This window comes from Muricomes intestini, from assembly GCF_004346165.1.
GTDB classification, from domain to species: domain Bacteria; phylum Bacillota; class Clostridia; order Lachnospirales; family Lachnospiraceae; genus Muricomes; species Muricomes intestini.
The window spans coordinates 1-24,848 of the sequence record NZ_SLZZ01000011.1 but is presented as its reverse complement, the minus strand read 5'-3'; the positions used below and the strand labels follow the sequence as shown (position 1 = coordinate 24,848).

The 24,848-nt window shown below is 43.1% G+C and carries 31 protein-coding genes; 9 read left to right on the top strand and 22 right to left on the bottom strand.

What is annotated here, in order from left to right; translation table 11 throughout:
- Nucleotides 1-3 precede the first annotated feature (3 nt).
- From EDD59_RS09050 to EDD59_RS09020, 9 genes are all read right to left on the bottom strand, one after another.
- Nucleotides 4-540, bottom strand: a complete 537-nt coding sequence (locus EDD59_RS09050; RefSeq protein ID WP_132381137.1) for a DUF2815 family protein — start codon at nt 538-540, stop codon at nt 4-6.
- A gap of 91 nt (nt 541-631) precedes the next feature.
- Nucleotides 632-1,858, bottom strand: a complete 1,227-nt coding sequence (locus EDD59_RS09045; protein WP_132381135.1) for a DUF2800 domain-containing protein — start codon at nt 1,856-1,858, stop codon at nt 632-634.
- The gene (locus EDD59_RS09040) at nt 1,858-2,292 is read right to left on the bottom strand and encodes a hypothetical protein (protein ID WP_132381133.1); all 435 of its coding nucleotides are present in this window, start codon (nt 2,290-2,292) and stop codon (nt 1,858-1,860) included. The genes EDD59_RS09045 and EDD59_RS09040 overlap by 1 nt, the downstream gene beginning before the upstream one ends.
- A gap of 2 nt (nt 2,293-2,294) precedes the next feature.
- Nucleotides 2,295-2,525, bottom strand: coding sequence for a PC4/YdbC family ssDNA-binding protein (locus EDD59_RS09035; protein ID WP_132381131.1), 231 nt, complete (start codon nt 2,523-2,525; stop codon nt 2,295-2,297).
- A gap of 13 nt (nt 2,526-2,538) precedes the next feature.
- A complete protein-coding gene (locus tag EDD59_RS09030) occupies nt 2,539-2,742 on the bottom strand; it encodes a hypothetical protein (RefSeq protein WP_132381129.1) in 204 nt (67 codons plus the stop codon).
- 89 nt (nt 2,743-2,831) lie between these two features.
- Nucleotides 2,832-3,014, bottom strand: coding sequence for a hypothetical protein (locus EDD59_RS09025; RefSeq protein ID WP_132381126.1), 183 nt, complete (start codon nt 3,012-3,014; stop codon nt 2,832-2,834).
- A 15-nt stretch (nt 3,015-3,029) separates the two neighbouring features.
- The gene (locus EDD59_RS17775; RefSeq protein ID WP_165920900.1) at nt 3,030-3,170 is read right to left on the bottom strand and encodes a hypothetical protein; all 141 of its coding nucleotides are present in this window, start codon (nt 3,168-3,170) and stop codon (nt 3,030-3,032) included.
- 25 nt (nt 3,171-3,195) lie between these two features.
- Nucleotides 3,196-3,366 carry a hypothetical protein gene (locus EDD59_RS17770; RefSeq protein WP_165920899.1) on the bottom strand — a complete coding sequence of 57 codons (171 nt, stop codon included), beginning with the start codon at nt 3,364-3,366 and terminating at the stop codon, nt 3,196-3,198.
- A gap of 14 nt (nt 3,367-3,380) precedes the next feature.
- On the bottom strand, nt 3,381-3,629 hold the full coding sequence (locus EDD59_RS09020) for a hypothetical protein (protein WP_132381124.1): 249 nt from the start codon (nt 3,627-3,629) through the stop codon (nt 3,381-3,383).
- A 71-nt stretch (nt 3,630-3,700) separates the two neighbouring features.
- Between EDD59_RS09020 and EDD59_RS09015 the strand changes: the two genes are divergently transcribed.
- Nucleotides 3,701-4,186 carry a hypothetical protein gene (locus EDD59_RS09015; RefSeq protein WP_132381122.1) on the top strand — a complete coding sequence of 162 codons (486 nt, stop codon included), beginning with the start codon at nt 3,701-3,703 and terminating at the stop codon, nt 4,184-4,186.
- Between the two features lie 101 nt (nt 4,187-4,287).
- On the opposite strand, the gene EDD59_RS09010 is transcribed toward EDD59_RS09015, so the two are convergent.
- Nucleotides 4,288-4,506 (bottom strand): transcriptional regulator, encoded by a 219-nt coding sequence (locus tag EDD59_RS09010; protein ID WP_132381120.1) that lies wholly within the window; start codon nt 4,504-4,506, stop codon nt 4,288-4,290.
- A gap of 165 nt (nt 4,507-4,671) precedes the next feature.
- Here EDD59_RS09010 and EDD59_RS09005 point away from each other — a divergent pair, with 165 nt between their 5' ends.
- From EDD59_RS09005 to EDD59_RS18295, 8 genes are all read left to right on the top strand, one after another.
- Nucleotides 4,672-5,160 (top strand): helix-turn-helix domain-containing protein, encoded by a 489-nt coding sequence (locus EDD59_RS09005; RefSeq protein WP_132381118.1) that lies wholly within the window; start codon nt 4,672-4,674, stop codon nt 5,158-5,160.
- Between the two features lie 18 nt (nt 5,161-5,178).
- Complete coding sequence (locus EDD59_RS09000) at nt 5,179-5,646, top strand: ImmA/IrrE family metallo-endopeptidase (RefSeq protein WP_330572014.1); 468 nt, start codon at nt 5,179-5,181, stop codon at nt 5,644-5,646.
- Between the two features lie 52 nt (nt 5,647-5,698).
- Nucleotides 5,699-6,424 (top strand): hypothetical protein, encoded by a 726-nt coding sequence (locus EDD59_RS08995; protein WP_132381116.1) that lies wholly within the window; start codon nt 5,699-5,701, stop codon nt 6,422-6,424.
- Nucleotides 6,425-6,520: 96 nt separating this feature from the next.
- Nucleotides 6,521-6,874, top strand: coding sequence for a thioredoxin domain-containing protein (locus EDD59_RS08990; protein WP_132381114.1), 354 nt, complete (start codon nt 6,521-6,523; stop codon nt 6,872-6,874).
- An 81-nt stretch (nt 6,875-6,955) separates the two neighbouring features.
- Nucleotides 6,956-7,216, top strand: coding sequence for a hypothetical protein (locus EDD59_RS08985; protein WP_132381112.1), 261 nt, complete (start codon nt 6,956-6,958; stop codon nt 7,214-7,216).
- A gap of 74 nt (nt 7,217-7,290) precedes the next feature.
- Nucleotides 7,291-8,067: a type II toxin-antitoxin system PemK/MazF family toxin gene (locus EDD59_RS08980; RefSeq protein WP_132381110.1), complete on the top strand. Its 777-nt coding sequence runs from the start codon at nt 7,291-7,293 to the stop codon at nt 8,065-8,067.
- A gap of 315 nt (nt 8,068-8,382) precedes the next feature.
- Entirely contained in the window at nt 8,383-9,501 is a 1,119-nt protein-coding gene (locus EDD59_RS08975; protein ID WP_132381108.1) for a site-specific integrase, read from the top strand.
- Nucleotides 9,502-9,645: 144 nt separating this feature from the next.
- Nucleotides 9,646-9,771 (top strand): hypothetical protein, encoded by a 126-nt coding sequence (locus EDD59_RS18295; RefSeq protein ID WP_279233347.1) that lies wholly within the window; start codon nt 9,646-9,648, stop codon nt 9,769-9,771.
- 83 nt (nt 9,772-9,854) lie between these two features.
- On the opposite strand, the gene EDD59_RS08970 is transcribed toward EDD59_RS18295, so the two are convergent.
- The 12 genes from EDD59_RS08970 to fba all read right to left on the bottom strand — a co-directional run bounded on the left by EDD59_RS08970 (nt 9,855) and on the right by fba (nt 24,717).
- On the bottom strand, nt 9,855-10,094 hold the full coding sequence (locus EDD59_RS08970) for a helix-turn-helix domain-containing protein (RefSeq protein WP_132381106.1): 240 nt from the start codon (nt 10,092-10,094) through the stop codon (nt 9,855-9,857).
- 354 nt (nt 10,095-10,448) lie between these two features.
- A complete protein-coding gene (locus tag EDD59_RS08965) occupies nt 10,449-10,856 on the bottom strand; it encodes a competence protein CoiA family protein (protein ID WP_132381104.1) in 408 nt (135 codons plus the stop codon).
- 121 nt (nt 10,857-10,977) lie between these two features.
- Nucleotides 10,978-11,880 carry a DUF4340 domain-containing protein gene (locus tag EDD59_RS08960; RefSeq protein ID WP_132381102.1) on the bottom strand — a complete coding sequence of 301 codons (903 nt, stop codon included), beginning with the start codon at nt 11,878-11,880 and terminating at the stop codon, nt 10,978-10,980.
- A gap of 10 nt (nt 11,881-11,890) precedes the next feature.
- The gene (locus EDD59_RS08955; RefSeq protein WP_132381100.1) at nt 11,891-13,285 is read right to left on the bottom strand and encodes a GldG family protein; all 1,395 of its coding nucleotides are present in this window, start codon (nt 13,283-13,285) and stop codon (nt 11,891-11,893) included.
- Between the two features lie 12 nt (nt 13,286-13,297).
- Nucleotides 13,298-14,164 (bottom strand): ABC transporter permease, encoded by an 867-nt coding sequence (locus EDD59_RS08950; RefSeq protein ID WP_132381098.1) that lies wholly within the window; start codon nt 14,162-14,164, stop codon nt 13,298-13,300.
- Nucleotides 14,148-15,140 (bottom strand): ABC transporter ATP-binding protein, encoded by a 993-nt coding sequence (locus EDD59_RS08945; protein WP_132381096.1) that lies wholly within the window; start codon nt 15,138-15,140, stop codon nt 14,148-14,150. The genes EDD59_RS08950 and EDD59_RS08945 overlap by 17 nt, the downstream gene beginning before the upstream one ends.
- Before the next feature lie 108 nt (nt 15,141-15,248).
- Complete coding sequence (locus EDD59_RS08940; protein ID WP_132381094.1) at nt 15,249-17,918, bottom strand: AAA family ATPase; 2,670 nt, start codon at nt 17,916-17,918, stop codon at nt 15,249-15,251.
- Between the two features lies 1 nt (nt 17,919).
- On the bottom strand, nt 17,920-19,074 hold the full coding sequence (locus tag EDD59_RS08935) for an exonuclease SbcCD subunit D (protein WP_132381092.1): 1,155 nt from the start codon (nt 19,072-19,074) through the stop codon (nt 17,920-17,922).
- A gap of 10 nt (nt 19,075-19,084) precedes the next feature.
- On the bottom strand, nt 19,085-20,788 hold the full coding sequence (locus EDD59_RS08930) for an ABC-ATPase domain-containing protein (protein WP_132381090.1): 1,704 nt from the start codon (nt 20,786-20,788) through the stop codon (nt 19,085-19,087).
- Nucleotides 20,789-21,028: 240 nt separating this feature from the next.
- Nucleotides 21,029-21,547 carry an HD domain-containing protein gene (locus EDD59_RS08925; RefSeq protein WP_132381088.1) on the bottom strand — a complete coding sequence of 173 codons (519 nt, stop codon included), beginning with the start codon at nt 21,545-21,547 and terminating at the stop codon, nt 21,029-21,031.
- Nucleotides 21,548-21,591: 44 nt separating this feature from the next.
- The gene (locus EDD59_RS08920; RefSeq protein WP_132381086.1) at nt 21,592-23,706 is read right to left on the bottom strand and encodes a glutamine synthetase III family protein; all 2,115 of its coding nucleotides are present in this window, start codon (nt 23,704-23,706) and stop codon (nt 21,592-21,594) included.
- A 144-nt stretch (nt 23,707-23,850) separates the two neighbouring features.
- Entirely contained in the window at nt 23,851-24,717 is an 867-nt protein-coding gene (gene fba / locus EDD59_RS08915; RefSeq protein ID WP_132381084.1) for a class II fructose-1,6-bisphosphate aldolase, read from the bottom strand.
- Between the last annotated feature and the right edge of the window lie 131 nt (nt 24,718-24,848).

The following is a 24,848-nucleotide window of genomic DNA, read 5'->3' as shown; positions in this document are numbered from 1 at the left end:
TCATCATCCTAACATATCGTCTTCGTCATTATCCTCGTCAAAAGAGGTTCTGGCTTCATCAAGAGTGACTCTGCCCCCAAAGGCATCATCATCCCGTTTCTTTTGAAGAGCATTTAGGCCCGCACTGACCCCCTTGGTGTTGTTGTCGAAGGCAAAGAAGTTAATATTTGCACGCCCCCAGCATCCACTGTACAGTTCGGTCTCATCCAGAATTTCATCTTTGTATTCATCCAGAAGAATGGGTTTGCTGTCAGATTTTGCCTTGAGGAAATACATTCCCGCGTATTCCGGGTGTTCATCCGCCTTCTCCTCATCTCCGTCCCTCAACGGATTCCATAAATCTCTGGGTTCTTTTCCTTTCCATTTCTCCTTAATCCCCTCTCTTTTTGCGGTATCAATAGCTTTTCGAATTGCATTCAGGGTCTTTTTATCGTCTTTAGGAATCAATAAGGTTACGGAATATTTTTCATCCAATGCACTTTTCCTGAAAACATTTAAATAAGAAAATCTCACAGTTCCTGTCACTACTTTTGCACTCATACTTTATTCTCCTTTTCTACGCTTCTGCGTCCACTGATTGGTAATTGGTTTCGATTGTTACGGTATCGAATTTATCTTTGAGTCTGGCTTTCTAATAAGACGGCCCTCCCAGACTTCCATCATGTGCCTGTTTGTACTCTCTCATTTCCCGAGCACAGTCATAATCGTCATCACTGAATTCATCTTTGACCTGCTCTGCTTTGTTGAGCTCTGGACGCTTGTCCTTCTCCGAAACAAGTACGGGTTTGCCCTCAGGTTTTATGATCAGATCAGACAGGAGTTCTGCAAATCTCTTTTTACCCACAAGTTTTTCCATGTCTGTAAATCCTTTAAGCTTATAAATATCCTGATAGCCGGCTTCTTCCAGGACAGTGGCAGCCTGCTTCTCATCTGCATACTTCCGGTTGCTCCTGCCTTCTACCAATTTCCAACCGTCATAATGCACACCATGGGACAGGGCCTGATCAAAAGCATACGCTTTGATTGCTTCCGCCCACTTCACCAGTGGATCCAGCTTAGAAAGAATATCTCCAATCTCAGAATCCTCTAAAAGGTCTCCCTCCGCAAACTCATATTTCATGAGCTCCATCTGTCGGTCCTTCTGGACCCGGCACACTGCAAAGGCTTTACAGAAACGGCAGTGATCCCCGGTACAGAATTCTCCTTCACCTTTCATCGCAAGCTCCGCCTTCGGCTTTACTTCTGTCTCCGCCCAGGTAAGCAGTTCCTCCACTGTCAGTTCTTCTGTGGAGATATTATCCAGCCGGGGTTGAATAATGGTCATTTTCACTCTCTGGATATCGTACAGCATGGAATGCTCCAGGTAGGCCCCTAACCCGTATAATCTAAGCTGTGGGTTTCCTTCTGCGGATACGCCTACACCCTTTCCATACTTCAGGTCAATCACCTGCACCAGATCATCCGCAATGATAACCACATCACCGGTGCCAAACCCTTTAGGCACATATTCGGAAAAGTCCAGCCTCTGTTCAAAGAGTGCCTGCGCATCAGGGCAGGAAACCTTTGCTTCATTGACCTGTTCCCATACGAGGTTTGCATAGTCCTCTATGTATTCCTGTAATTCCGGGCTGTAATAATGATCCTTTTTCAGCCTGTTTAATCTGGTGGTAAATGTCTTCTTTGTCAGTTCCTTATTGTTATAGCGTAAGATCAGTTCCGCCAGGCTGTGGGCAAAGGTGCCTTCCTCTGCGTATTCGCTTGACTTATCTGGGAACTGCGATTCCAGTTCGGCGGAGGGCGGACAGCTCATCCACCGCTTTGCCCCGCTGGCGCTTAACTTTGCGTGTACGTCCGGCATTAAAGCTCACCTGCTTTCTGCATCAACTCTGTGTAATGTTCCTCACCTATCTGGGACAGCTTTTCCGCCCCAAAGCTATTGATCAGTTCCTGAACCCGGTCTTTTTTTCCTGCCTTGTTCAACGCCGCAAGGGTTGACCTTACCTCCACTAATGTGTAGGACTTTTTTACAGGTGTCTCCTCTTCTGGCTGTTGTACTGCTGGGGCTGACTGTTGTGGCGCTGTTGGTACCTGCTGTGCCGCGGGAGCCGTCTGCTGCACCTGGCTCTTGTTTGCCTCTGGGAAATGCTCTGCAATCTGCTGGCCGTAAGCCGTAGCTGTGGTAGCTGTTACAGGAGTTGCCTGTACGGGTGCTGCATTTTCTCCTTTCAGTAATTCCCTTGCGAATTCCTTCATTTCTGCAAAATCCTTAAATGTGATGTTTATCTGTGACATACTTACCTACCTCCTATTTTTTCAAGCCCTGCATGGGCGATTTTTATGAATTCATCCTCTGTGAGGCTGATTCCTTTTGTCATTTTTGTGTGATCATCTGACCACCCCCGGATGTCCAGCTTGTCTGGTTTATGAAACCAGCTGATTACATTCAGTTCCATATGGTAGACATCCGTATCCTTCACTTTCTGCAAGGAGATGATGTTCTTCTTAATTTCGTAATTATCTGGCATTTAGTCTCCTTTCCTAACGGATCTGATAGATAACATCCCTGATCATGGCTGTGCCTGAATCCATAGCTACATTAGCTGTCTTCTGGTAACCGTTTTCAAATGTAGCTGTAACAATTTCCTGCGCACCGTCATATTCCAACTTGACTACATCAGATAATCCCCTGGTTGCCTGCAGTGCCGGCAGAAGCAGGTCGCATATTTTTTGTTTATCTTCCATTTGACTATTTTCTCCTTGTGTTCTACAATGTAGTTGAATTGATACCAGAGTGCTTACGCCCCGGTCAGGGCATATGTAAGCGCTCTTTTTTATTCTGTTTTCCTGTTTAGCCCTTCCGCAATCGTGAGGGCTGTGTCCTTATCTTCAATATAACCCGAAGCGTATTCCCTGTTGCCGGAGTGGTCTACTGCATCCACATCTCTTAATCTGTATACGGCATACATCATATTGCCACCAACTGGATTTGATTGTACTTTCCACTTTCCTACCATTCTTGCCGCCTCCTTTCACGCCAGCGCTATGTAGCTTAAAATCATCCCGGCATATATCCCGATAATCAACGCCCCGATCACCATCCAGTCTATAGGAGACATGTCCTCTTTTCGGGGTTGAAACTCTTGGCAGGGATACAATCTGCTGCTTTCCATACACCGATTGTAAAACTTACACTGCCTACAGGTCAGGGCCGGCTTCGGTCTGTCTCTTGCTCTCACCTAACCCCTCCCTTGCTTTTTCAATGTCCGACATAATTTCCTCATGACGTTTCAAAAACTCTGGATCATTTACCTTCAGTTGCTCTGCTATCTTTTCTGCAGCGGCATCAAGTTCTTTTCGTGTCAACATGGCTTGTCCTCCTCTCAAATAGCTTCCCTTGCCAGCCTCTCCTTCTCTTCATCCCTGTACCGCAGCACTTTAAAGATTGTCCGCAGATCCCCGATGTTAAATTCGGTCGGATTCCGCATCTTATAGTACAATGTGCTTACAGGGATTCCCGTTAACTTTGCAAGTTTGCCGACAGTCATTCCCTGAAGCTCTTGTGCATTCTTGATACTGCCCCGAATGATGCGGTTCATCTCTTCATCTTTGCTCATTGATAATTTTGGCATGTCACACCTCCTCTTTTTCTTCCCTATTAACTCCATTTCTGCTATAATTCAGTAAAAAGGAGTGGGATGTTATGTTTAAAAATTTGTTGACTAATTTTGATTTTCTGAACCTCGTTATCGCCCTTCTGGCATTACTTTTGGCATTATATAGCATTTATTACACCCATCGGTTCAATCGCCGTAAAATCGTAATCGGCAGCGGCGTCTTTCATTCTGATGAGATGGATCCGCCAATTGCATGGTTTACGATTCACAATACTTCGCCAGTTTCAATAACAGTGGCTGACATTGCCTTTTTAAACAGTAAAGGAGAAGATATATCTCCACTGCTCACTCACGAGCCCACACAAATTCCCATGTACATAATCCCAGACTATAAATACGCAGAACCTTTAGATTCCCCTCAGGTGATTCAGCCCTATAATTCTCTGGATCTGGGGTATTACTTCGATTCTGTATACAGAACCATGACAATTAAAGTAACTTGTCTGGAGCACATCAGGCTCTTTCGAAAATCAAAGTCATTCGTCACTATGTTTTCTGATATACCAGATTAGACATATGATGACTACCACTGTTGCGATATTTACCACGACGGTGGCTATTTGCATTGCATTCATTTCTCACACCTCCTCCCTTTCTCTGATTGTTTCGCATATCATGCGACAAATTGACTAAAAAAAATATTGCTTGCCTCTTCCTTGCCTAGCTTCAATGCTTTGACAATGGTGTCTGCCTCTTTAATGGAAAATTCTTTTCCCTGAGAGTTAAGTCTTCTATATAGGGTGGCCCTATCTATTCCCATTATCTCTGCCAATTCATCTACAGTAATTCCGTTTTCTACCATTTTTCCACGAAGCCTATTGATGTTGACCAATATTTTTCCCTCCTTTCACCGTATTCGCATGCTATGCGACTAAGTACATGATAGCCTATGACGTTTCAAAAGTCAATACATTTTTCGCATGTTGCGCAATTTTTTTGTTGCAAATATGCGAACAGTGTGTTATTATAATGGTATCTTAGAAAGGCGGTTATCGGCATGACAATTGGAGATAGAATAAAGCAAAGGCGACTGGAGTTAGGATTGAGCGTTGATGAATTAGCCGAAAGACTAGGGAAGAACCGAGCCACAGTTTACAGGTATGAAAGCAATGAAATTGAGAACTTTCCTATTACTTTAATGTCTGTTTTAGCAAAGGCCTTAAACACAAGCCCCGCTCGTTTAATGGGCTGGGAAAATGAAAGTGAAAAGGAATGGGCAGAGGAATCTTTGCGAGCCACACGGGCAAATGCCATTGGCGCTCTTTATTCGGGGTTCAGCGACAAGGAAGTGAACCACTTTAAAGACTTTATACAGTTAAATGATTCAAACATGGACAAAGTTGACAATTATACAAAGAAATTACTTTCAGTTCAAAAAATGGATAATGACTTGGAAGTTGCTGCCGCTCATGAGCGTACTGATATAGAGGTAACTGATGAAATGCGAAAACATGATGATGATATCATGGACGATGACGATTTTTAAAATCTGAGGACGGGGGTGTTGATTACGACCAAATATGAAGCACTTATAGACGAAGCACACAATGAAGGACTGATGGTAAAAGAAAAGCCGCTAGAATCCAGCAATGGACGAATAAAGGGGCGTAGAATCGCAATCAGGCAAGATATAGAAACATCTGTTGAAAAGGCATGTGTACTAGCAGAGGAACTGGGGCACCACCATACAGGTATCGGAAATATTGTATATATCTCCAACCTTGCTGATGAAAAGCAAGAATGGCAGGCCCGAATCAGAGGATATAATCAGATGATAGGATTGCGTGGTCTTATTGATGCTTTTGAGCACGGTTGTCGGGGGCGTACCGAAACGGCGGAATACCTGGAAGTCACCGAAGAATATTTACAGGACTGTGTAGACTGTTACCGCAGTAAATATGGATTAGGAACAAGAGTGGATAATTACTATATTATGTTTATTCCCTGTTTGTCAGTGGGAAAATTAATTTAAGATGTTAGGCTTAGGCATAACATAAATCTAATGAAAAAGAGGTAAAGGAACTATGAGAAAGAAGATTTTAACACTTATTTTAACTGCAACGGTAGCTCTATCATTTGCAGGGTGCGGAAGCTCAGGAGCGGACACCCCTTCTGTGGATGATACAAAAGCAAAAGTAAAGGATGTGTTGAAGGACGCTTCCAGTGAAGAAGAATCAAAAGTTGTTGAAGAACATTATGAGGTGGATCTTTCGGCAGGAAATTATGCCGTAGGGATTGATATCCCCGTCGGAACATACAATTTAACAGCAACTGGCGGAACTGGAAATGTTTCCTCATCAAACATGTACACTGGAGGACTTAATGAGATAATGGGATCACCTGCAGAAGAAGGGTATTCCGTTGATGCTTTTACTGGACTCAAATTAGCAAGCGGGGATACATTGTCTCTTGGTGGAACAGTTACACTACACGCAACTTCCGAAAATGCTCAAGTGTCAGGAATAACAGCAAGAACCGCTACGGATGCTGCTGCAATTGATTTAGGACCTGGGAACTATACTGTGGGTACGGACTTTCCAGCTGGAACATATAATATAGTTGGTACTGGAGCAAGTGGGAACGTCAGTTCAGATAATATGTATGATGGCGGATTAAACGAAATTATAGGAACCGACCCAAGTGATGGGGTGAGTGTTACACAATTTAACAATGCTGTGTTTGAAGAAGGGACAACTCTTGAAATTTCAGGCACCTCCGTGCAACTTGTACCCGTTGGAGAAGCGAAGTAAAAAGCATTCTCCGGATAAAGCAGAACAAAAAGATGTTTCGCCAAAGGTTTAATATAAATCAAATGATAAATCTAAAGAAAAGAGAGGAACTAAAAAATGAAAACTTGGAAATTGGTATCAGGAATCTTGTCGATTGTAATGTTTGTATTTGTGTCATTTCAGTCCTGCGCTGCTGGCGTATCTAACTCACTGGAGGCCAACGGGGAAGTTGGTGGATCCGCTGGGGTTATAGTAGCGATATTGTTACTGGCCGGAGGGATTGTGTCTATTGCCTCTCGAAGGGGAAGCAAAGGCGGAAACATTGCGCTCATAGTATTGTTTGGACTTGGTGCCTTGTTTGGATTCACAATGGCGGGAAGCTATAAAGACCTAAACATATGGGCCGCATGGTGCCTGATATGTGTCATACTTGCTATTATATCACTTGTTAAGGGTAAGAAAGTTCAATAAATAAAAAACTGCCCCTGCACCAACGGAAGTGGACCGTTAACCCTTTCGGGTTTGAGAAGGACGTAAAAGGAGGATGACAAAATGTTAGACGAAAAAGATTTACAGGCAATTGCCGAGTTGATTGACGCACGTGCCGAAAAGACGGAAGATCTTCTGCTGGATGAAATCGGCAGAACACAGTCATACCTTGAAAAGCAGATTTCAGAAGTCAAGAAGAATATTGACGAATTAAATCAGTATTACAGAATTACTCGGCTTGAAAATGACAACACTACCTTGCTTCTAAAAATGATAGAATCTCTTCAGAAAGATGTTGAAGAACTAAAGAAGAAAACAGCATAAGGGCAAGGTGATAAGCGGTGTTATGACGAAGGGTACAACATAAATCTAAAGAAAAAGAGACGAGGCATATATAGATGGGGAGAAATTTATCCGAAGAGCAATTAATAAAGCATAAGGATAGTGCATTAAAATCATTAGATCGATACATGACAGCTTTGATTACCGATGGGGACAGAGGGGACAGAGGAAACCAAGGTAAATCAGACAAGCTCAGCTATTGGCTCGAAGATTGGATTACCTTTTTAGAGTTCGAAGCTCAATTCTCTCCTTTGAGCCTGAGGCGATATAAACGGGGCGAAATTATTAAGGCTCACCTGGGGTATAATGTTGGAAGCGAGGAAGGTGGACTTCACTACTGCGTTGTAGTCGACAGAAACAACTCAGTAAATTCACCCGTTGTCACTATTGTCCCTCTCACATCGGTAAAGCAAAAGACTGACTTGAATCATCTACACAAGGGAAATATATATTTAGGTAATGAGCTTTTCAGAAACTTAAATTCTAAAATATTGACCTTGCAGAAAAAAATTGATGATATCATCATTGATTTTGAAGAGATAGCAAAACAGAAACCAGATAGCATTGATTCTTCAATCGCCAAAATGGAAGACATTACAAAAAAGGCAGTAGGTGCTGCTAAAGAAGCGGAATTACTAACACGCATGCATAAAGAAGTCCAGAAAATGAAAATCGGCAGTATAGCACTCGTATCACAGATTAGAACGATAAGTAAAATCAGAATATATGATCCAAAAACAAATCATGATGTTTTGAGCAATGTAAAACTTTCAAATGAAAAACTTGATTTAATTGATACCGAAATTATACATAATTTCACAGGACAGCGATAAGTATATTTTCATTGACAATTTCATACACTGAGGTATATAATGAATACGCAAAGAAAACAAAGCCGTTTACCGGCAGTATAGAAGACAAAGCTCCCAGACAGCTGGCGAGCGGTATTCATTATTAAGACCTCGTAGAAATACGAGGTCTTTTACGTTACATAATAGAAAAACCGCCTAGTGTTGGTAGCACCAGACGGTGAACATATCCGAAGATATGCACTCTTTTAACCAAGAATATTGTATCATCTTCGGAGCGCCCAAGCAATAAGAACGTTTGTTTGGAGACTGTTTTTATACTTTAAAGGAGATGATTTTATGCCAACAGCAAAAAAACTGCCGTCTGGTAGTTGGCGGTGCCAAGTTTTTAGCCACTACGAAGACCTCTGCGGCAAAGACGGAAAACCGGTCATTGACGAAAAGACGGGAAAACAGAAAAGAAAACGCATCTACGAATCTTTTACATGCGAAGACCCAACCAGGGCAGGAAAGCGGCGTGTAGAAGCACAGGCGGCACAGTTCGCAGAACAGAGAGAAGGCAGAAGCCGGCCCGTGTATCAATACACATTCAAGAACGCTCTTGAAAAGTACATTGAAGAACGCACGGGAGTCTTATCTCCTGCCAGTATCCGCAAATACCGGAGTATGCAGCGAAACTGTATGGTTCCTCTGGATAATTATAAATTAAAGGACCTTACCGAGGATATCATACAGGAGATAATCAACACGGCTGCGCTTAAAAAGTCTCCCAAGACTGTGAGGGATATGAATGGACTTATCGTTGCTGTCATGAACCGATATCGCCCCGAATTAAGGCTGCAGATTGGCCTGCCAAAGAAACTACGCCCTAACATCTATGTGCCGTCAGAGGACGAAATAAAGCGTCTGCTGACAGCAGTAGAGGACACCCAAATGGAGGTGCCTGTTATGCTGGCGGCTTTTGGGGCAATGCGAAGAGGGGAAATTTGTGCGTTTGACCGGAAAAGAGACCTAAAGAAGAACACTATCCACGTGTCCAAAACAATGGTGATGAACCCAGACTCTAACTGGGTAATCAAGGCGCCTAAATCTTATGCCGGCGATCGCTATGTAACCTTTCCAAGTTTCGTGATTAAGAAAGTCCGGAAGATGCCGGACGATACCGTAGGACTTACGCCAAATGAATTGTCCAACAGGTTTAAGACCGTCCTGAAGCACGCAGAGTTGCCTCACTTCCGTTTTCACGATTTACGCCACTACAACGCATCCATCCAGCACGCCCTTGGGATACCGGATGCCTACATTATGCAGTCAGGCGGCTGGGGGAATGATTCTGTGCTTAAGGAGGTTTACAGACACGCTCTGCCGGAAGTACAAGACAAAATGACAAATAAAGCCTTAAACCACTTTGAAAACATGCAACACGAAATGCAACACGAACCACAGGGAACGCAGTAAATTAGCCATTCTTGGCGCGGTTTGACAGAGTTCAAGTCTCTTCTTCCGCAGGTTTACTGTAATCCTTGCGGATTGCAGTTTTTTTATTTTCCTTTGTTTTTATTGGGTTTAATAATCATATAATAAGAGCAGGAGGTACGCATTATGAAATATATAAAACTCTTTATGGCAGCCTTGCTGAGTGTCCTGTATTATATTGCATTCTGCTGGATACTTGGCTTTGATTTCGGTGATCCTTGGAGAAAGCTAATGACGTGGGCTAAAAAATAGCCTCTGACTGCAATCAGAACCGGCCAGCATACCCGAAGATATACACTTAGTTCAAAAGCATCGTATCTCTTCGGAACATCAGGTCAACGCTTGCAGTCCCGCTTTTTTGCACAGGGTGTTCCCCTTCCTGCAATTTCGTCAAGTGATACCTCAAAAATATCCGCCATAGCCCATAATTCAAAAATATCCGGCATCCTCTTTCCAACCTCATAGTTGGAAAGTGTCTGCCTCTTCATGTACATTTTCTGTGCCAGCTGCTCTTGTGTCATATTTCGTTGCCCTCTCAGAGACTTTATATTACGTCCAATAATATTATCTGTCATTGTTCATACCTTGCCTTCTCAAATATCTATAAATCATCCACAGGAATCATTATTTATGCTCCTCACCTATGTTGATATTATATATTTTTCGACAATTTAAGTCAATCTGGCAAATACACGAAATATGCCGCCGCATATTATATATAATCAACAATGTTCTTACCTTTCGTGATTTGCGTAAGTTATTTCAAGTAAGTTTGTTTATTTAGTTGTAAACTATAAAAAGAGACAGACTGGTTTGTCTATCTCTTTCGCTATTTCAGTCAAATACCCAGCAGCAAGCTGAGCTCGCGGCAGTCACCAAATGAAAATGCAAGCATTTCCGCTTGGCTCGTTGCTCGCGGGAATAAATTTTTAGCTTTTCTTAATAAATGTGGTACTACATTTTGGGCATCGGATCTCTATTTTCCCCTTTCCTCTTGGAATACGGACTTTCTGACCACAGGTCGGACATTTATATATATGGTGTGTCTTTCTCTGTCTCCATATACTTTTCTGCCTGTAAAAAAAACTGCGTATCTTATATGTTTTTGTTAAAAATGTCTGATTTTCATTATATCTCTTTGTGACGTTCCTTGAAAACATCCTAAAGTAGCAATAGATAATTAAAATCCAGCCCACAACATAGCAAATTGTGCCGGGAATTCTTCCTCTAAAAACGGAGGAGAAGAGTACAACTACCAAACCAGCAACAAGCAGGAACTTAGAAAATGTATCTACTCCATACCTTCCCTGCATAAACCGCATCATCTTTTCTCTCATAATCTACCATCCTCGCTTTTACTAACCTATAGCTGCAGCTCAGCCATGAGCTCAATTCTGTAGCAGCCTATAGAACATTCTCCTCCATCACCTGTCAATTGTCAATAAAATGCATATTAAATTAGTATAAAATATTGTTGCAGATATCTTCTGATATCAGGTATACAATTCTTGAATCATTCATCATTACATACCGGTTTCCCTTACCGTCTGCACTGCCTATATACAATGTCAGGACTTCATCTTTTTTGTCTTTCGTATAGGTTGCTTCCACTGTAATTCTGGCTGTCTCATCCAGGCCAAATTTCGAAAGGTCTTTGTCCGCCACAGAATAGTCCGCCGCAGCTCCTAACTTGACAGCTCCCAGTCCTCCTGCAACCGCCGCAATATTCTTAGAATCATCATCATTTTTTGAATCGTAGGTAGTGGAACTGCCATTTTGAGTGATGACCTCCTTTTTCAGATTGCCGCTTCCGATATTTGGATAAGTATCTAATTGTGCCATATCTTCCAGTTTGTTCTGAAGGTCAGATATAGACGTATTGTTTACTGTATAGACCTTTCCTGTATTATCAACCGTAATATAATAATCATCTCCAGTTACATTTCCATAATACAGCGTAGTCTCCTTCCCCTGCTTATCTGTCAGTACAACTGTATACACCGGATCTTTTAGTCCGTAATCCTCCAGAGAATCACCGCCTTCCAATGCCCGTTTTGCTTTTAATTTGCTGAAAGTCTCTGCCATCTGCTTGGGATAACTCTGCGCAAGTGGAAAATCTTTATCCTTTGCAGCATACCATGTACCGCCTTCTTTTTTTAAGTTAAAATCGCCATTTCCAACATTATATTTAATTTCTTTTAGATCCTCTATATCCGTAACATAAATAGTCTCTGCCTCTGCTTTTGCTTCTTTCTTTTTTTCCTCACTTTTATTTCGTGCCTGAATGCCAAAATAAACAGCCAGAAGAATCAGGAGAACGCCAAACAGAAGTATAAACAGCCTTTTCCTTTTCTGCTCCATGTTTCTCCTCCTAAGCTTTTCTTCGTCTAAACCAGACTGTAAACCCAGAACCCAACACAAGAATCGGAATTCCAAATACCACCAGGAGACTGAACAGGCCGGCATGCTGCACTGTATTATACTCCGGTGCAAGGCTCTTTGGCTCAATTGTGATGCTCTGCACATCATCAAAATTATTGCCCACTGCATTCATAAACACAGTAACATTCTCAAGCTGAGAAAACGTATCTGTAATCTGAGAGTCAATCAGACTGGCTGCCGAGATAACAGTCAGCCGGCTTTCTGCTTTGTCTGTCTTTTCTGTTGCCACTGCCCCCAGTGTATAGGTACCCTGGGTCTGCTTATCTTCTGTCACTGCATAAGCCTGTTCCGAAGTTGTCATAAAGGAGTCAGTTGTGATGGTATCTCTGGCTGCATCCACCATATTCAGGCCTTTTGCATTCATCAGAAGTACCATCTGGGATGAAATTCCCTTTGCCATATCACCGGACAGTGAAAGGTTGGGGAATATATAGTAGTAGTTGTTCTGATAACATCTCTGCGGGTCTGCAATATAGCCTTCTGCCTCCTGCATCCCGTATTCTTTTAAGATGGAGGACAAATTCGGTAAATCTGAAGTACCGGTTTCTCCCAGCAGTACCATAATCTTGCCGCCTCCGGAAAGATAATCTTTTATGGTCTTCAATTCGTCCGCCGATAAATCTGTGGCAGGCGCATACATCAGCAATAAGTCACAGTCGTCCGGTATGGAAGCATCCATCACAAGATTTAACTCTTTCGTACTATAATTGTTCTTACTCATCATATCCGAAACAGAGCCCGACAAAGTTGCCTCTCCATGTCCGGTTGTCCGGTAGATTGTCTTGTTTACATCGCTGGTCACATAATTTACAGCACTTGTAAGCTGTCCATCAGCATCGAACTGAGATTCAGATGCAGTTCCTGTGTAATAATATGACGATTCATCCTTCACAATAATACTGTCAAAAGAAACGTTTGTACTCTTCCCTGAGGCCTCACTTAATACAACAATTGTATTTTTATCCACATCATACTCTTTCAATACCGACGGGTGAAGTACAGGGTCAATCCATTTTACCGAAACATTTTTGGACAAAGCATCATACTTGCTTAAAAATGTTTTTATTCTGTCATCTGTATTTTCTTTTTCTGCCAGTACTGTAAGAGTCACTTTTGAATCCAGCTTTTTTAAAAGCTTACGGCTTGTATCTGATATTTCATATATCTTTGTACTGCTGACATCAATATTCCTGTATTTTTCAGGCAGCTGTCCGAAAATGAGATTTATCACTACTATGACAGCGATTACCATGATGGTTATTCCTACGCTGAAAGCTCCGTTTTTAGTTCCCGCTGTCTGAAATAATTTTTTAATTTTTTGCACCTTCTACCCCTCCTAACTCCAGCGTCTTCTCTGTATGGTCTGTATCGTAAGAAAAATAAATACTACGATAATAGACAGGTACAGAATGATTCCGCTGATATTTACAATGTTATTTGAAGTAATGTCCGTAAAAAAATTTGCAAGTGCAAGGTTGCCTAGAATTTTCTTCAGTATATTTTCGAATAAACCGGCTTTCATAATATAGGTAATAACACAGACGGCAGCACCAATCAGTTCTACCCCACCACTTATCAGCCAATTTCCGGTCATGTGCTGGATATAGGCTGCCACTATTGTCAAAATAAGAATAATCCCAATGACTCCGCCGGAAGCTGATCTTGGCAGAAATGACAGGATGCCATCCCACAGATAAAGAGCCAGCAGTACACCAAAAGTCGTGACAAAAGCAATAATCTGGCTTTCTGTCAGGGAAGACAAAAACATTCCAATAGCAATATATACACACCCCAGGAGAAAGAATACACTAATCGATATATAGTCCACCTTCAGATAAGCTATCCCCTGCAGTTTAATGATTAACGGGAAAAGGCAAAAAATAATATTGGGAACAGCCAGAACAGAAACCATAGCCAGGTATTTTCCCAGCACGATTTTAGTAAGACTCACCGGTGCAGTTAAAAGCAGCTGATCCGTTTTATTTTTTCGTTCCTCCGAAAAACTTTTCATAGTGAGCAGCGGAATCCCTACGAGAAATACAATCAGTGAGCCCGACAAGGTATATGAAAAGTACGGATATCCCGCATTCAGATTATATGCCACAAAATAAATTCCTGTAAAACCCACCAGAAATGCGACAAACACACATCCAATCATAGACTGAAAATATCCTTTAAGCTCTCTTTTATAAACGGCCAGCATCCGTCTTCGCCTCCTTCTTTTCCAAAACCTGTGATTTAGGCTCCTCTTCCTTCTGTGTCAGCTCCAGGAAGATTTCCTCCAGGCTTGCACGATTTGTATTCAGCATAAGGAGCGGGCATTTCTGATCCGCAAATGCAAAAAATACCTTTTCTCTGATATCCGTATTTTCCTTTATATCCAATGAAGCAAATGTAGTTCCGTCTGTTCTTTTTTCCATCTTTATGGATAGAATCTCATGAATCGGCTCCAGTATTTCCCTGACACGGGAGGGTTCGGCTTTTGCCTGAAGCTCCAAGGATTCGGCATCATCCAACAGGTGTTCCAGATTATCCGGGGTGTCACTGGCAACAAGCCTGCCTTTTGATATAATCATGATATAGTCGCAGACTTCTTTCACCTCCGCCAGAATGTGTGAACTCAAAATAACTGTATGCTTTTTTGCCAAATCTCGAATCAATTCTCTGATTTCAATAATCTGCTTTGGGTCCAGTCCCACTGTAGGCTCATCCAAAATAATGATATCCGGAAAACCCAATATGGCCTGTGCCAGTCCCACTCTCTGCCGGTACCCCTTGGACAGATTGCGGATAAGACGTTCTCTGACATCCTTAAGCTTTACAAGTTTTAGAACCTCCTCCACGGAGGATTCCCGCTTTTCCTTTGGTATCCCTTTCAGCTCTGCCGCAAAATCTAGGTATTCCTGCACTGTCATCTCCATGTAAAGAGGGGGAATCTCAGGAAGATATCCTATGTATTTTTTTGCTTTTTCAGGCTCACGCAGTATGTCATGCCCATCAATCAACACTTCCCCTTCTGTGGCCCCTAAGTATCCCGTCATAATGTTCATGGTGGTAGATTTCCCTGCACCGTTAGGCCCCAAAAAGCCATAGATTTTCCCCTTGTCAATCTTAAAACTCAGGTTATCTACGGCCAGATGATTTCCATATTTTTTCACTAAGTTCTTTACCTCTATCAAATCCTTACCTCCCTGTCATATGAATTTCACATAACGATAAGGTTAGCAGAACTTTGTGAAATATTTGTGTTATAAATGTGGAATTTTTGAGGCAGATTATTTGTCCGTTTATTCTAATACCCAATGTGCATGGCTCCCCCGCTCCGTCTTTTTCACTACAAGCTGCCATTCTATCTGACTTTTTAGTTCATTCACATGGGATATAATTCCGACCAGACCCTTTTCTCCCGCAAGTTTCTGCAATATTTGAATTGCCCTGTCTCTTGCCACATCATCCAGAGAGCCGAAGCCTTCATCCACAAACATCGTTTCCAAACTGATGGCACCTGCAGTATTTTGTACAATATCTGCCAGACCCAGCGCCATGGATAAGGAGGCCATAAAGGATTCTCCGCCGGACAAAGTTTTTACATCTCTCACTGAATCATTGACAAGATGATAGACATCCAAATCCAGTCCCGCCTGGCCCTGGCTGCTCAAATCCTTTATCTCACGGCACTGCAGAATAAATTCATTGGAGGTCATTTTACTAAGGCGTCTGTTTGCTGCTTGAATAATCTGTTTAAAATATTTTCGCTGCACGTAAGTCTCAAAATCCAGTTTTACACTTCCTGACAAATTGCCATTTGCTGTACAGCTTAAATTATTTACCATCTCATATTCAGCCGTCAGGCTCTCCTTATCACCAAAATACTTTTTCAATTTCATTCTTGCTTCTTCGTTCCTTTGGTTTTTACTATAGAGAGAAATCCATTTTTCTCTCTGGTTCTTTTGAGAAGCTGTCAATGCTTCCAACTTTTCTTTTTCTTCCGTCAACTCGGCAGGCTCTTTTCCTGCGCTCTGCTGACATAACATTTCATGCCGGGTTTTTACCTCAAGGCACCGTGCATCATATTCGCTCAGGCGCCGCTTCCTTTCTCCCCTGCCGTTTATCCACTCTTTTGCCCGGACGTAGCTTGCATAAGTTGAAAATTTCTGCTCTTTTAGCCCTGCCTGGAAATCCTTTTCTTGTTCTTCCTGCTTTATATTCAATTCCTGAAGCTGCTTTTCCTGGCTTTCTAAAAGCCCGCTTTTGTGCTTAAATTCTCCCACTAACCGCTGAAGATGCTTCTCTCTTTTTTGAAAGTCTTCCTTCTTCTGCCGCAGCTCTAGTTCAAGCTTCTGCAGCTTACCTTTTACCTGTTCCTCCTCCATCCACACCTCTGAAGCATCCAAGTCATTCCAGATTTCTCCAATAGCTTCCTTTAAACTCCCTTTCTCGGATTGGAGGTTACTTTTACATTCCTGGAACTGCTCCTGAATATCGGAACGCTCCTTTTCCTTTTTATCCCTTTTTACCTTTGCCTGCTCTACCTCTTTCTGACCCGGCGCCCCGTCCAAGACCTCTGCTTTTTGGGGATGTACAGTGGAACCACATACAGGACAGGGCTCCCCCTGCTTCAATTTTTCTGCCAGAATGCCTGCCTGCTCCTCAAAGAAACGTTGATATTTCTCTTCATAATCTACAGAGGCTCTCCGGCATTCTTCCAGAATTAATTCCATTTTTTTCATCTGCTCATTATAAGAATTTTCAAGCCTGCGTATTCGGGCGTATTTTGGCAGGATACCTTTAAGCGTGACAATCTGCTGCTGAAGCACAGGCTCTTTCTGCAGAAGTTCTTCTTCCTTTTGCTTTACTTCCGCTTTTTCTGCCACTGTTTTTTCCTTCTGACCCACAAGCCAGCCCTTTGTTTCTGCTACTGTCTGTTTCAGGTTATCCAACTCTGCGCTGGTTCGCTTATATTGTTCTTCTTCTATTGATACCTTCTCTGCTCTCGCTCCTTCTTCAACCTGTCGGCGGAGTTCTTCCATGTCTATTTTCTGCACTTCCAATTCTGCAAGCTTATCTTCTGTCTGCGCCTTCAGTATGAAAAGATGGTTGACTTCTTCCTGATTTCGGATCAGGATATTCAGTTCGTCCACTTTCCTTTGAATTTCCGCTTCCTGCTGCCGGGCAGCCATCTCCAATGTCTTTCCTTGCCTGCATATTTCTTTCAATGTAAGAAGTACATCTGTCCCTGCCGGCATTTCCAACGCCAGCAATCTATCCCACATCGCTTTCTCTTCACTATCCGGGAGGGGCTCCACACGCTCCATCTCCCGCCGGCAGTCTTTTGTATTATCCTCAAGACTTATATAGAGCTGCTTTGCCTGTTCCTTCAGCCCCTCCTGTACCTGCCAGTATAATTTCGTCTGAAAAATCCTGGAGAAGATTCGTTTCCGCTCCCTGGACTCCGCATGGAGAAGCTTCAGAAAATCCCCCTGGGCAATCATAGCAATCTGGGTAAACTGATTTACATCCAATCCCATGATTTCTTCTATTTTTTGATTGATATCTTTTTTCTTTCCCTGATATTCTTTTCCATCCGGCATCAGCAGACTCACTTTTGCAGTTTCCTTTACATATCTGGGAGACCCGTCAGATGACCGCCTCTTCCCTATTCTAAGATATTCCGGATTTCTTCTGACTGTATATTCCTTCTCCTTATAAGAAAATGTATATTCCACATAAGTGTCCACATCCTCCGGGGCATACTGGCTGCGCATCATATTTCCGTCCCGCCTGCCTCCGCTCGTCTTATCATACAAAGCATAAGTCACAGCATCAAAAATGGTTGTTTTCCCTGCTCCTGTATCCCCCGTAATGAGAAAAAGGCCCTGCCGGACTTTTGTAAAATCAATCTCTTCCACTCCTGCATAGGAGCCAAAAGCGGACATTGTCAACTTCACCGGTCTCATACTATTCTCCTTTCGCCCTGTCCAATACCTGCTCTAAAATGTCCCGTTCCTTCCCAGATATTTCTCTGCCTTGAATTTCCCGAAAAAAATCATTAAACAAAGTCAAAGGGTCTGTAATTTCTGTCTTCATGTCGAATTCTCCCAGACGTTTTCTTGTCCTTGTATTATCCATACGAATTTCAAGGATATGAGAATAAACTTTCTCCAGCTGTTCCTTTGGCCTGTAAGGCTCTATCTCGTCAGTCAGCGTGATACTGACATAGTCATCTTTGTCTTCTAATTTGGCATTTTTCAGAATTTCGTCCATTTCCCCACGTACTCTGCACACATTCCTCAAAGGGTGCAGGGGCAGTAATTCCACATGAATCTCCGTTCCTTTTCCTTTCAGTTCTACCATGTGAAGAGTCTTGTTATGTTCGGCTTCACTTACAGAATATTTTAGAAGCGTGCCGCAATAACGGATAAAGGGTTTCCCCACCTGTTGGGCTCGGTGGATATGTCCCAGAGCCGCATAATCAAATTGCAACAGGGGACGAATGTCTACATTATCAATTCCTCCCACGGAAAACATTTCAGAATCACAGGTATCTGGTATATCGCCATTCCCGGTATAAAACTGATGAGAGACCAGTACGTTCCGCTTCGTACAGTCTATCTCCTCACGCTCCAGAATCCGGGCTACCGCTTCGCTGTAGTTCTCCGGAGCTTCCTTCTCAAACACATTTCTTACATAACCTGGTTTTAAAAAAGGGAGCAAATAAAAATTCACTTCTCCATATTCATCTGAAAGAGTCACTATTTTTAAATGATCTTCTTTTTCAGCGGGGGGTTCTCCTGCAATATAAATATTCTGGCGGCCAAGAAGCCGGCTGGCATAATCCAGCCTTTGGGAGGAGTCATGATTTCCACTAATAATCAGAACCGCAGCATAGGGTGCTATATCTGCCAGTTTGGTCAAAAAATCATCAAAAAGTGACACTGCCTCCGCAGATGGCACAGCTTTATCATAGATATCACCCGCAATCACAACTGCATCAGGGTGCATCTGCTCTACATAACCAGCCACCTCATTTAAAATATATCTCTGATCCTCCAACAGATTGTAATAGTGCAGCCGCCTGCCTATATGCAGATCGGATAAGTGAAAAAAGCGCATAATGTTCCTCCTATAATTTCAGTCCCCGGCAGCGGTTCAGACAGGCATGGATTTCCTGCTTTCTCGGCAGTGCAAGATTTGCAATATTTGAACTGTTCTCACATAAAGCCGCCAGCCCATCTCTTCGAATCTTCTGCTCCAGCTCTTCTGCTGTCTTCTGCAGGCTCTTCCTTCCATCCAGCAAATGCTTTTGTGCATACCGAACGCAGTATCCGAGAGCTGATACCTGCTCACTATCCACAATCTGTTCCACATAGCGCAGATCTATAGTTTCCCTGTTAATCTGAACGGCCTCTTTTCCCATTGTTTTCATCTTAATCCTGCCCTCCCCGCGAAATGCATTGTTAGCTCTCGGACACCTTGAAAATACAGGCTTGTCTGCTTTTTCTTCCGGCCCTTCAAGCATAGGGAAATTCTCTGCCTCTTTTTTTGCAGGCACTGTAATATCTTTGGGCACATATCTATCCATCTGAACGATACAGTCTGCAATATGGAAATATGCTCCTGAACTTCCCGCCACTATTACCGTAGAAATACCATATTCCTCATACAACTCCTTTATCCGTTCAATAAACGGTGTGATGGGTTCCATGTCTCTGTGAATTACCCGCTGCATCAGCTCATCCCGGATCATAAAGTTCGTTGCACTTGTATCCTCATCAATCAGAAGTAGTTTTGCTCCTGCCTCCATGGCCTCTATCACGTTTGCTGCCTGGGATGTACTTCCGCTGGCATCTTCCGTACAGAATCCTTTCGTCTCTTTTCCGTTGGGGAGGTCATTGATGAACATGGAAATATCTGTTTTCTTAATGCTCCTGCCATCTTCAGCCCTGATTTTCACAGCAGTGTCATCCGTGATAACATACTCTCTCCCGTCACCTGCAATATGATTGTAAACTCCCAGCTCCAGCGCCTTCAGAAGGGTTGACTTGCCATGATAGCCCCCGCCCACAATCAGAGTGATGCCGCGGCGTATTCCCATCCCCGTTATTTTTCCTCTGTGCGGCAGTTCCATAGTCACTTTCAGCTCCTTCGGAGACTCGAACACAACTGCACCCTTCATAGGCTTTGAAGAAATCCCAGATTCTCTGGGCAGCACTGATCCATCAGCCACGAAAGCAATCAGCCCCATCTTTGGCAGCTGTTCTCTGATAAACTGCTGATCGTCGGTGAGAAATACCGTCTGCTGAATCCTTTTCTTATCACTGTTCTTATAATAAAGTGAGCTTTCTACACTTTCCGGAAGAAAATCAAACAATATCTTTATCAATTCCCTTGCATTAATCGTTCTCCCATTCGCCGGGAACCCTGCTTCCAGCCTGAGAATTACATTTCCACTCTCTGGCTCAATCACACATGCGGTGCGTTCCAGCACCTCCTGCCCACAACGGCTCACCGCAATCAGACCGCTCTTGCCCGAGCCCTTTGCTTTGAAAGCATACTGTTCCGCCGCGCAACCAAACTGTCTCGTCAGATAGTCCTGCAGCGCCGCCCTGCGGTGCTCTGTCTCAAACAGCTCCCTGGGAAAGCCCGCAGTCTTCCCTTCCATATGAACACTCAGCTTTGAGGGCGATGCGAACGGATCCCCCTGTACATGGTCAATGGAAAGCTGGTAACCCGGAAACCGATAAGCCCCCTTTGTATCTTTATAAGCGGGATAACTCCTGCGATCAATCCTGTTCAATAAATCCCTCAACTCCGTAGATGTCTTCATAATCGTAAACTCCTTTCTCTACTAAAAGGGGTCAGACCCTTTTGCGCTCCGTATTCAGAATATTCTGAATATTTTTTCTGTGTACTTTTCTGTCTGTCCTATTATACCTCTTTTTTCCGGCCGCGCAAACCTTTTCAATCCCATAAACTTGTTCCTAATTGCGGAAAAAAGCCACAGGGGATACCCCTGCGGCAATGTTGTAAAAGTATAAACTTTTTAAATTTTAGTGTGAAGTGTGTCTCAAGATGACTGCTTCTCTTTTTTGTTTTCAGAGAGTCCGTAAACAGATTTCAATAGACATATTCCAGTTTCCGTCTTAAATACCCGGTTCATCATCTCGATTATTGCTTCTTTTGATATGTCAGCTTCATCTGCATTTACAAGGAAGTCTGCTTCCAGCAGTATCTGATAATCCACCCCGTCAACACCTGTATATGTGTGATGATGCGAAACTAAGTAGCATATTCTTTCAGTCATCTCTGCGTCGCATTCAAGCTCCCTCAAAAACTGCATTGTCAAAGCACCACCTTCTGCCTCCTGGTATTTCCCATTTGTACTGCCATATTTTTCACGGCAGAGCGGGCACGCAATATCATGTACAACTGCCGCTAATTCAAGAGTTTCCTGGGTTTTGATATCTAGTTTTTCCAATTCACCTATAGTCTTCGCATAAGCATATACTTTCAGGAAATGATTGATATCATGCAGATTTCCCCCATAAAACTCTATCATTTTTTCTATGGCCACACTACTTTTCATCACGACGCCTTTCACACTTCTTATGTACATTACGCCTTAGAACCTTACACTTCGAAAATCAGATCACCATAGGATGGCATCGGCCATACCTCTTTATCTACTATCATTTCCAGTTTATCAACCGGTGCACGAAGCACTTCCATAGCCGGAAATACGTCCGTATGATAGAAGTTTGCCCGAGCAGCTCCCTCCTCTTTACCTGCAGCTTCATCTGTAACTTTAATCAAAGCTTCCAGGGCATCTCTCGTATGGGTCAGCAATGCAGAAACATTGCTTAAAACCTCTAACTGCACAGACGCATCTGCCCCTGCTTCTTTTACGGCAAGAACTGTATCTGCCAGTGTCTTCGTATACTTCATGATTGCAGGAATAATCTGCTTACTTGTCATATCAATCATGGTACGTGCTTCAATGTTAATGGCTTTCGCATAGGTTTCGTACTGAATCTCTGCGCGGGATTCCAGCTCTGCCTTTGTGAATACATTAAACTTCTCAAACAAATTTACAGCCTTCTCTGTCGTCATCGCAGGAATAGCCTCCACCATAGATTTAATATTTGGAAGTTCCCGCCTTTCAGCCTCTTCCACCCATGCCTCTGAATATCCGTCACCATTAAAAACAATTCGCTGATTTTCTGTTGCATATTCCTTGATCAAATCATGAAGTGCTAACTCAAAATCATTTGCTTCTTCCAGCACATTGCACGCCTCAGAAAATGCTTCGGCTACAATAGTATTTAAAACAATATTTGGAGCAGCTATGGAATCTCTGGAGCCAACCATGCGGAATTCAAATTTATTTCCTGTAAATGCAAATGGCGAAGTCCTGTTTCTGTCTGTAGCATCCTTTGTAAGATCCGGCAATGTCTTAACTCCGGTCATCAGCCTGCCGCCCTTTATACTGTGGGTTGCTTCTCCTGTGCTAATCAGCTGTTCCATCACATCCGCAAGCTGCTCTCCAAGAAAAACAGAAATAATTGCCGGAGGTGCCTCATTTGCTCCCAGTCTGTGATCGTTTCCCGGATCAGCGGCAGATTCACGCAGAAGATCCGCATGTTTGTTGACTGCTTTCAAAATGCACATCAAAACCAACAGAAATTGTGTGTTTTCGTGAGGGGTCACGCCGGGGTCCAACATATTGATTCCATCGTCTGTAATCAGAGACCAGTTGTTATGCTTGCCGGAACCGTTCACACCTGCAAAAGGTTTTTCGTGAAGCAGGCATTTCATGCCATGCTGGCAGGCCACCCTTTTCATGGTCTGCATAATCAGCTGATTATGGTCAACGGCAATATTGGCCGGCGAATAAATAGATGCCAGCTCATGCTGGGCCGGCGCCACTTCGTTATGCTGAGTCTTCGCGGGAACGCCTACCTTCCACAGTTCTTCGTTTATATCCTTCATATAGGACGCAACTCTCTGCCGGATAGTGCCAAAGTAATGATCATCCATCTCCTGGCCCTTTGGCGGCATTGCCCCGAACAATGTTCGTCCTGTATAAATTAAATCCTTTCTCTGTAAAAACTTCTCTGCATCCACAAGAAAATATTCCTGCTCCGGACCGACAGAGGGTGTAACTCTTTTTGATGTAGTGTTTCCAAAAAGATGAAGAAGCCTTAAAGACTGAACGGAAATCGCTTCCATAGATCTCAGTAAAGGTGTTTTCTGATCCAGCGCCTCACCTTTGTAAGAGCAAAATGCTGTGGGGATGCAAAGTGTCGCCCCTCCCGCATCCTTTCTTATAAATGCAGGCGACGTACAATCCCAGGCTGTATATCCTCTTGCTTCAAAAGTTGCCCTAAGCCCGCCTGACGGAAACGAGGATGCATCCGGTTCTCCCTTAATCAGTTCTTTCCCCGAAAAACTCATCAGCACCTTGCCGCTTGGGAGAGGAGCAGAAATGAAAGAGTCATGTTTTTCGGCAGTCACTCCTGTCAAGGGCTGAAACCAGTGCGTATAATGGGTTGCCCCCTTTTCAATCGCCCATTCCTTCATCTCATGTGCAATCACATCAGCAGTCGCAAGATCCAATTCATTCCCTTCCTCAATTGTCTCTCTCAGATTTTTGTAGACCTTTTTCGGCAAACGTTCCTGCATTACAGTATCATTAAACACGTTTTCCCCAAAAATATCCGCAACGTTGATCAATTCTGCGCTCATAATTCTTCCCTTCCTCTTTGCTTTTTATAAATCCTGTTTTCTAAAACAAAAAGGCACTCCAAGTCATCTTGGAACGCCTTCGTTCATATCTACGTGTGTCAGTATACCTCAACCGTCAAAAAAAGGCAAGCAAAACTTTAAATTTTATTCAGCTTTTCCGACTGAGCCGAATAATTCCATTTTCTCCTTCACAGTCGCAGCAATTGCATCTGTGCCTGGTTTCAATAGTTTACGCGGGTCAAAGCCCTTTCCTTCCAAATCTTTTCCTGCTTCTATATATTTACGCGTTGCAGCTGCAAAAGATAACTGGCATTCGGTGTTTACATTAATTTTTGCGACTCCTAAATCAATAGCTTTTTTAATCATATCATCCGGGATACCTGTGCCGCCGTGAAGCACCAGAGGCATCTCTTTTGTCAGCTTCTGAATAGCATCCAGCGTCTCAAAGCTTAGTCCCTCCCAGTTTTCAGGATATTTGCCGTGGATGTTACCAATTCCTGCTGCGAGGAAATCGATCCCAAGATCTGCAACCATCTTGCATTCCTGAGGGTCAGCACACTCGCCTCTTCCGATAACTCCGTCTTCCTCACCTCCGATAGAACCGACTTCTGCTTCCAGAGACATTCCATGTTCTTTTACAATGCCTACAAGCTCCTTAGTCTTAGCTACATTCTCCTCAATTGGGTAATGAGATCCGTCAAACATAATGGAGGAAAATCCTGCTTCTACACATTTCAGACATCCCTCATAACTGCCGTGATCCAAGTGAAGAGCAACTGGAACGGTAATGTTCATTTCCTCCAGCATGGCCTTCACCATACTTGCAACTGTCTTGTATCCGGTCATATATTTTCCGGCCCCTTCGGACACACCCAAAATTACCGGTGAGTTACATTCCTGAGCCGTTGCCAGGATAGCTTTTGTCCATTCCAGGTTGTTAATGTTAAACTGACCTACTGCATAGTGGCCGGCCTTTGCCTTTTGAAGCATTTCTTTTGCTGATACTAACATATTATATCCTCCACTTCTCTGTCAAATCTTTTCTTATTATAGCTTATCAAGGGAAAAAAGACAATCTGAAAATATAACAAATGTTCCCCGCCATTCAACGTTGAATTGGGTGACATGTAATCTGGATCTCC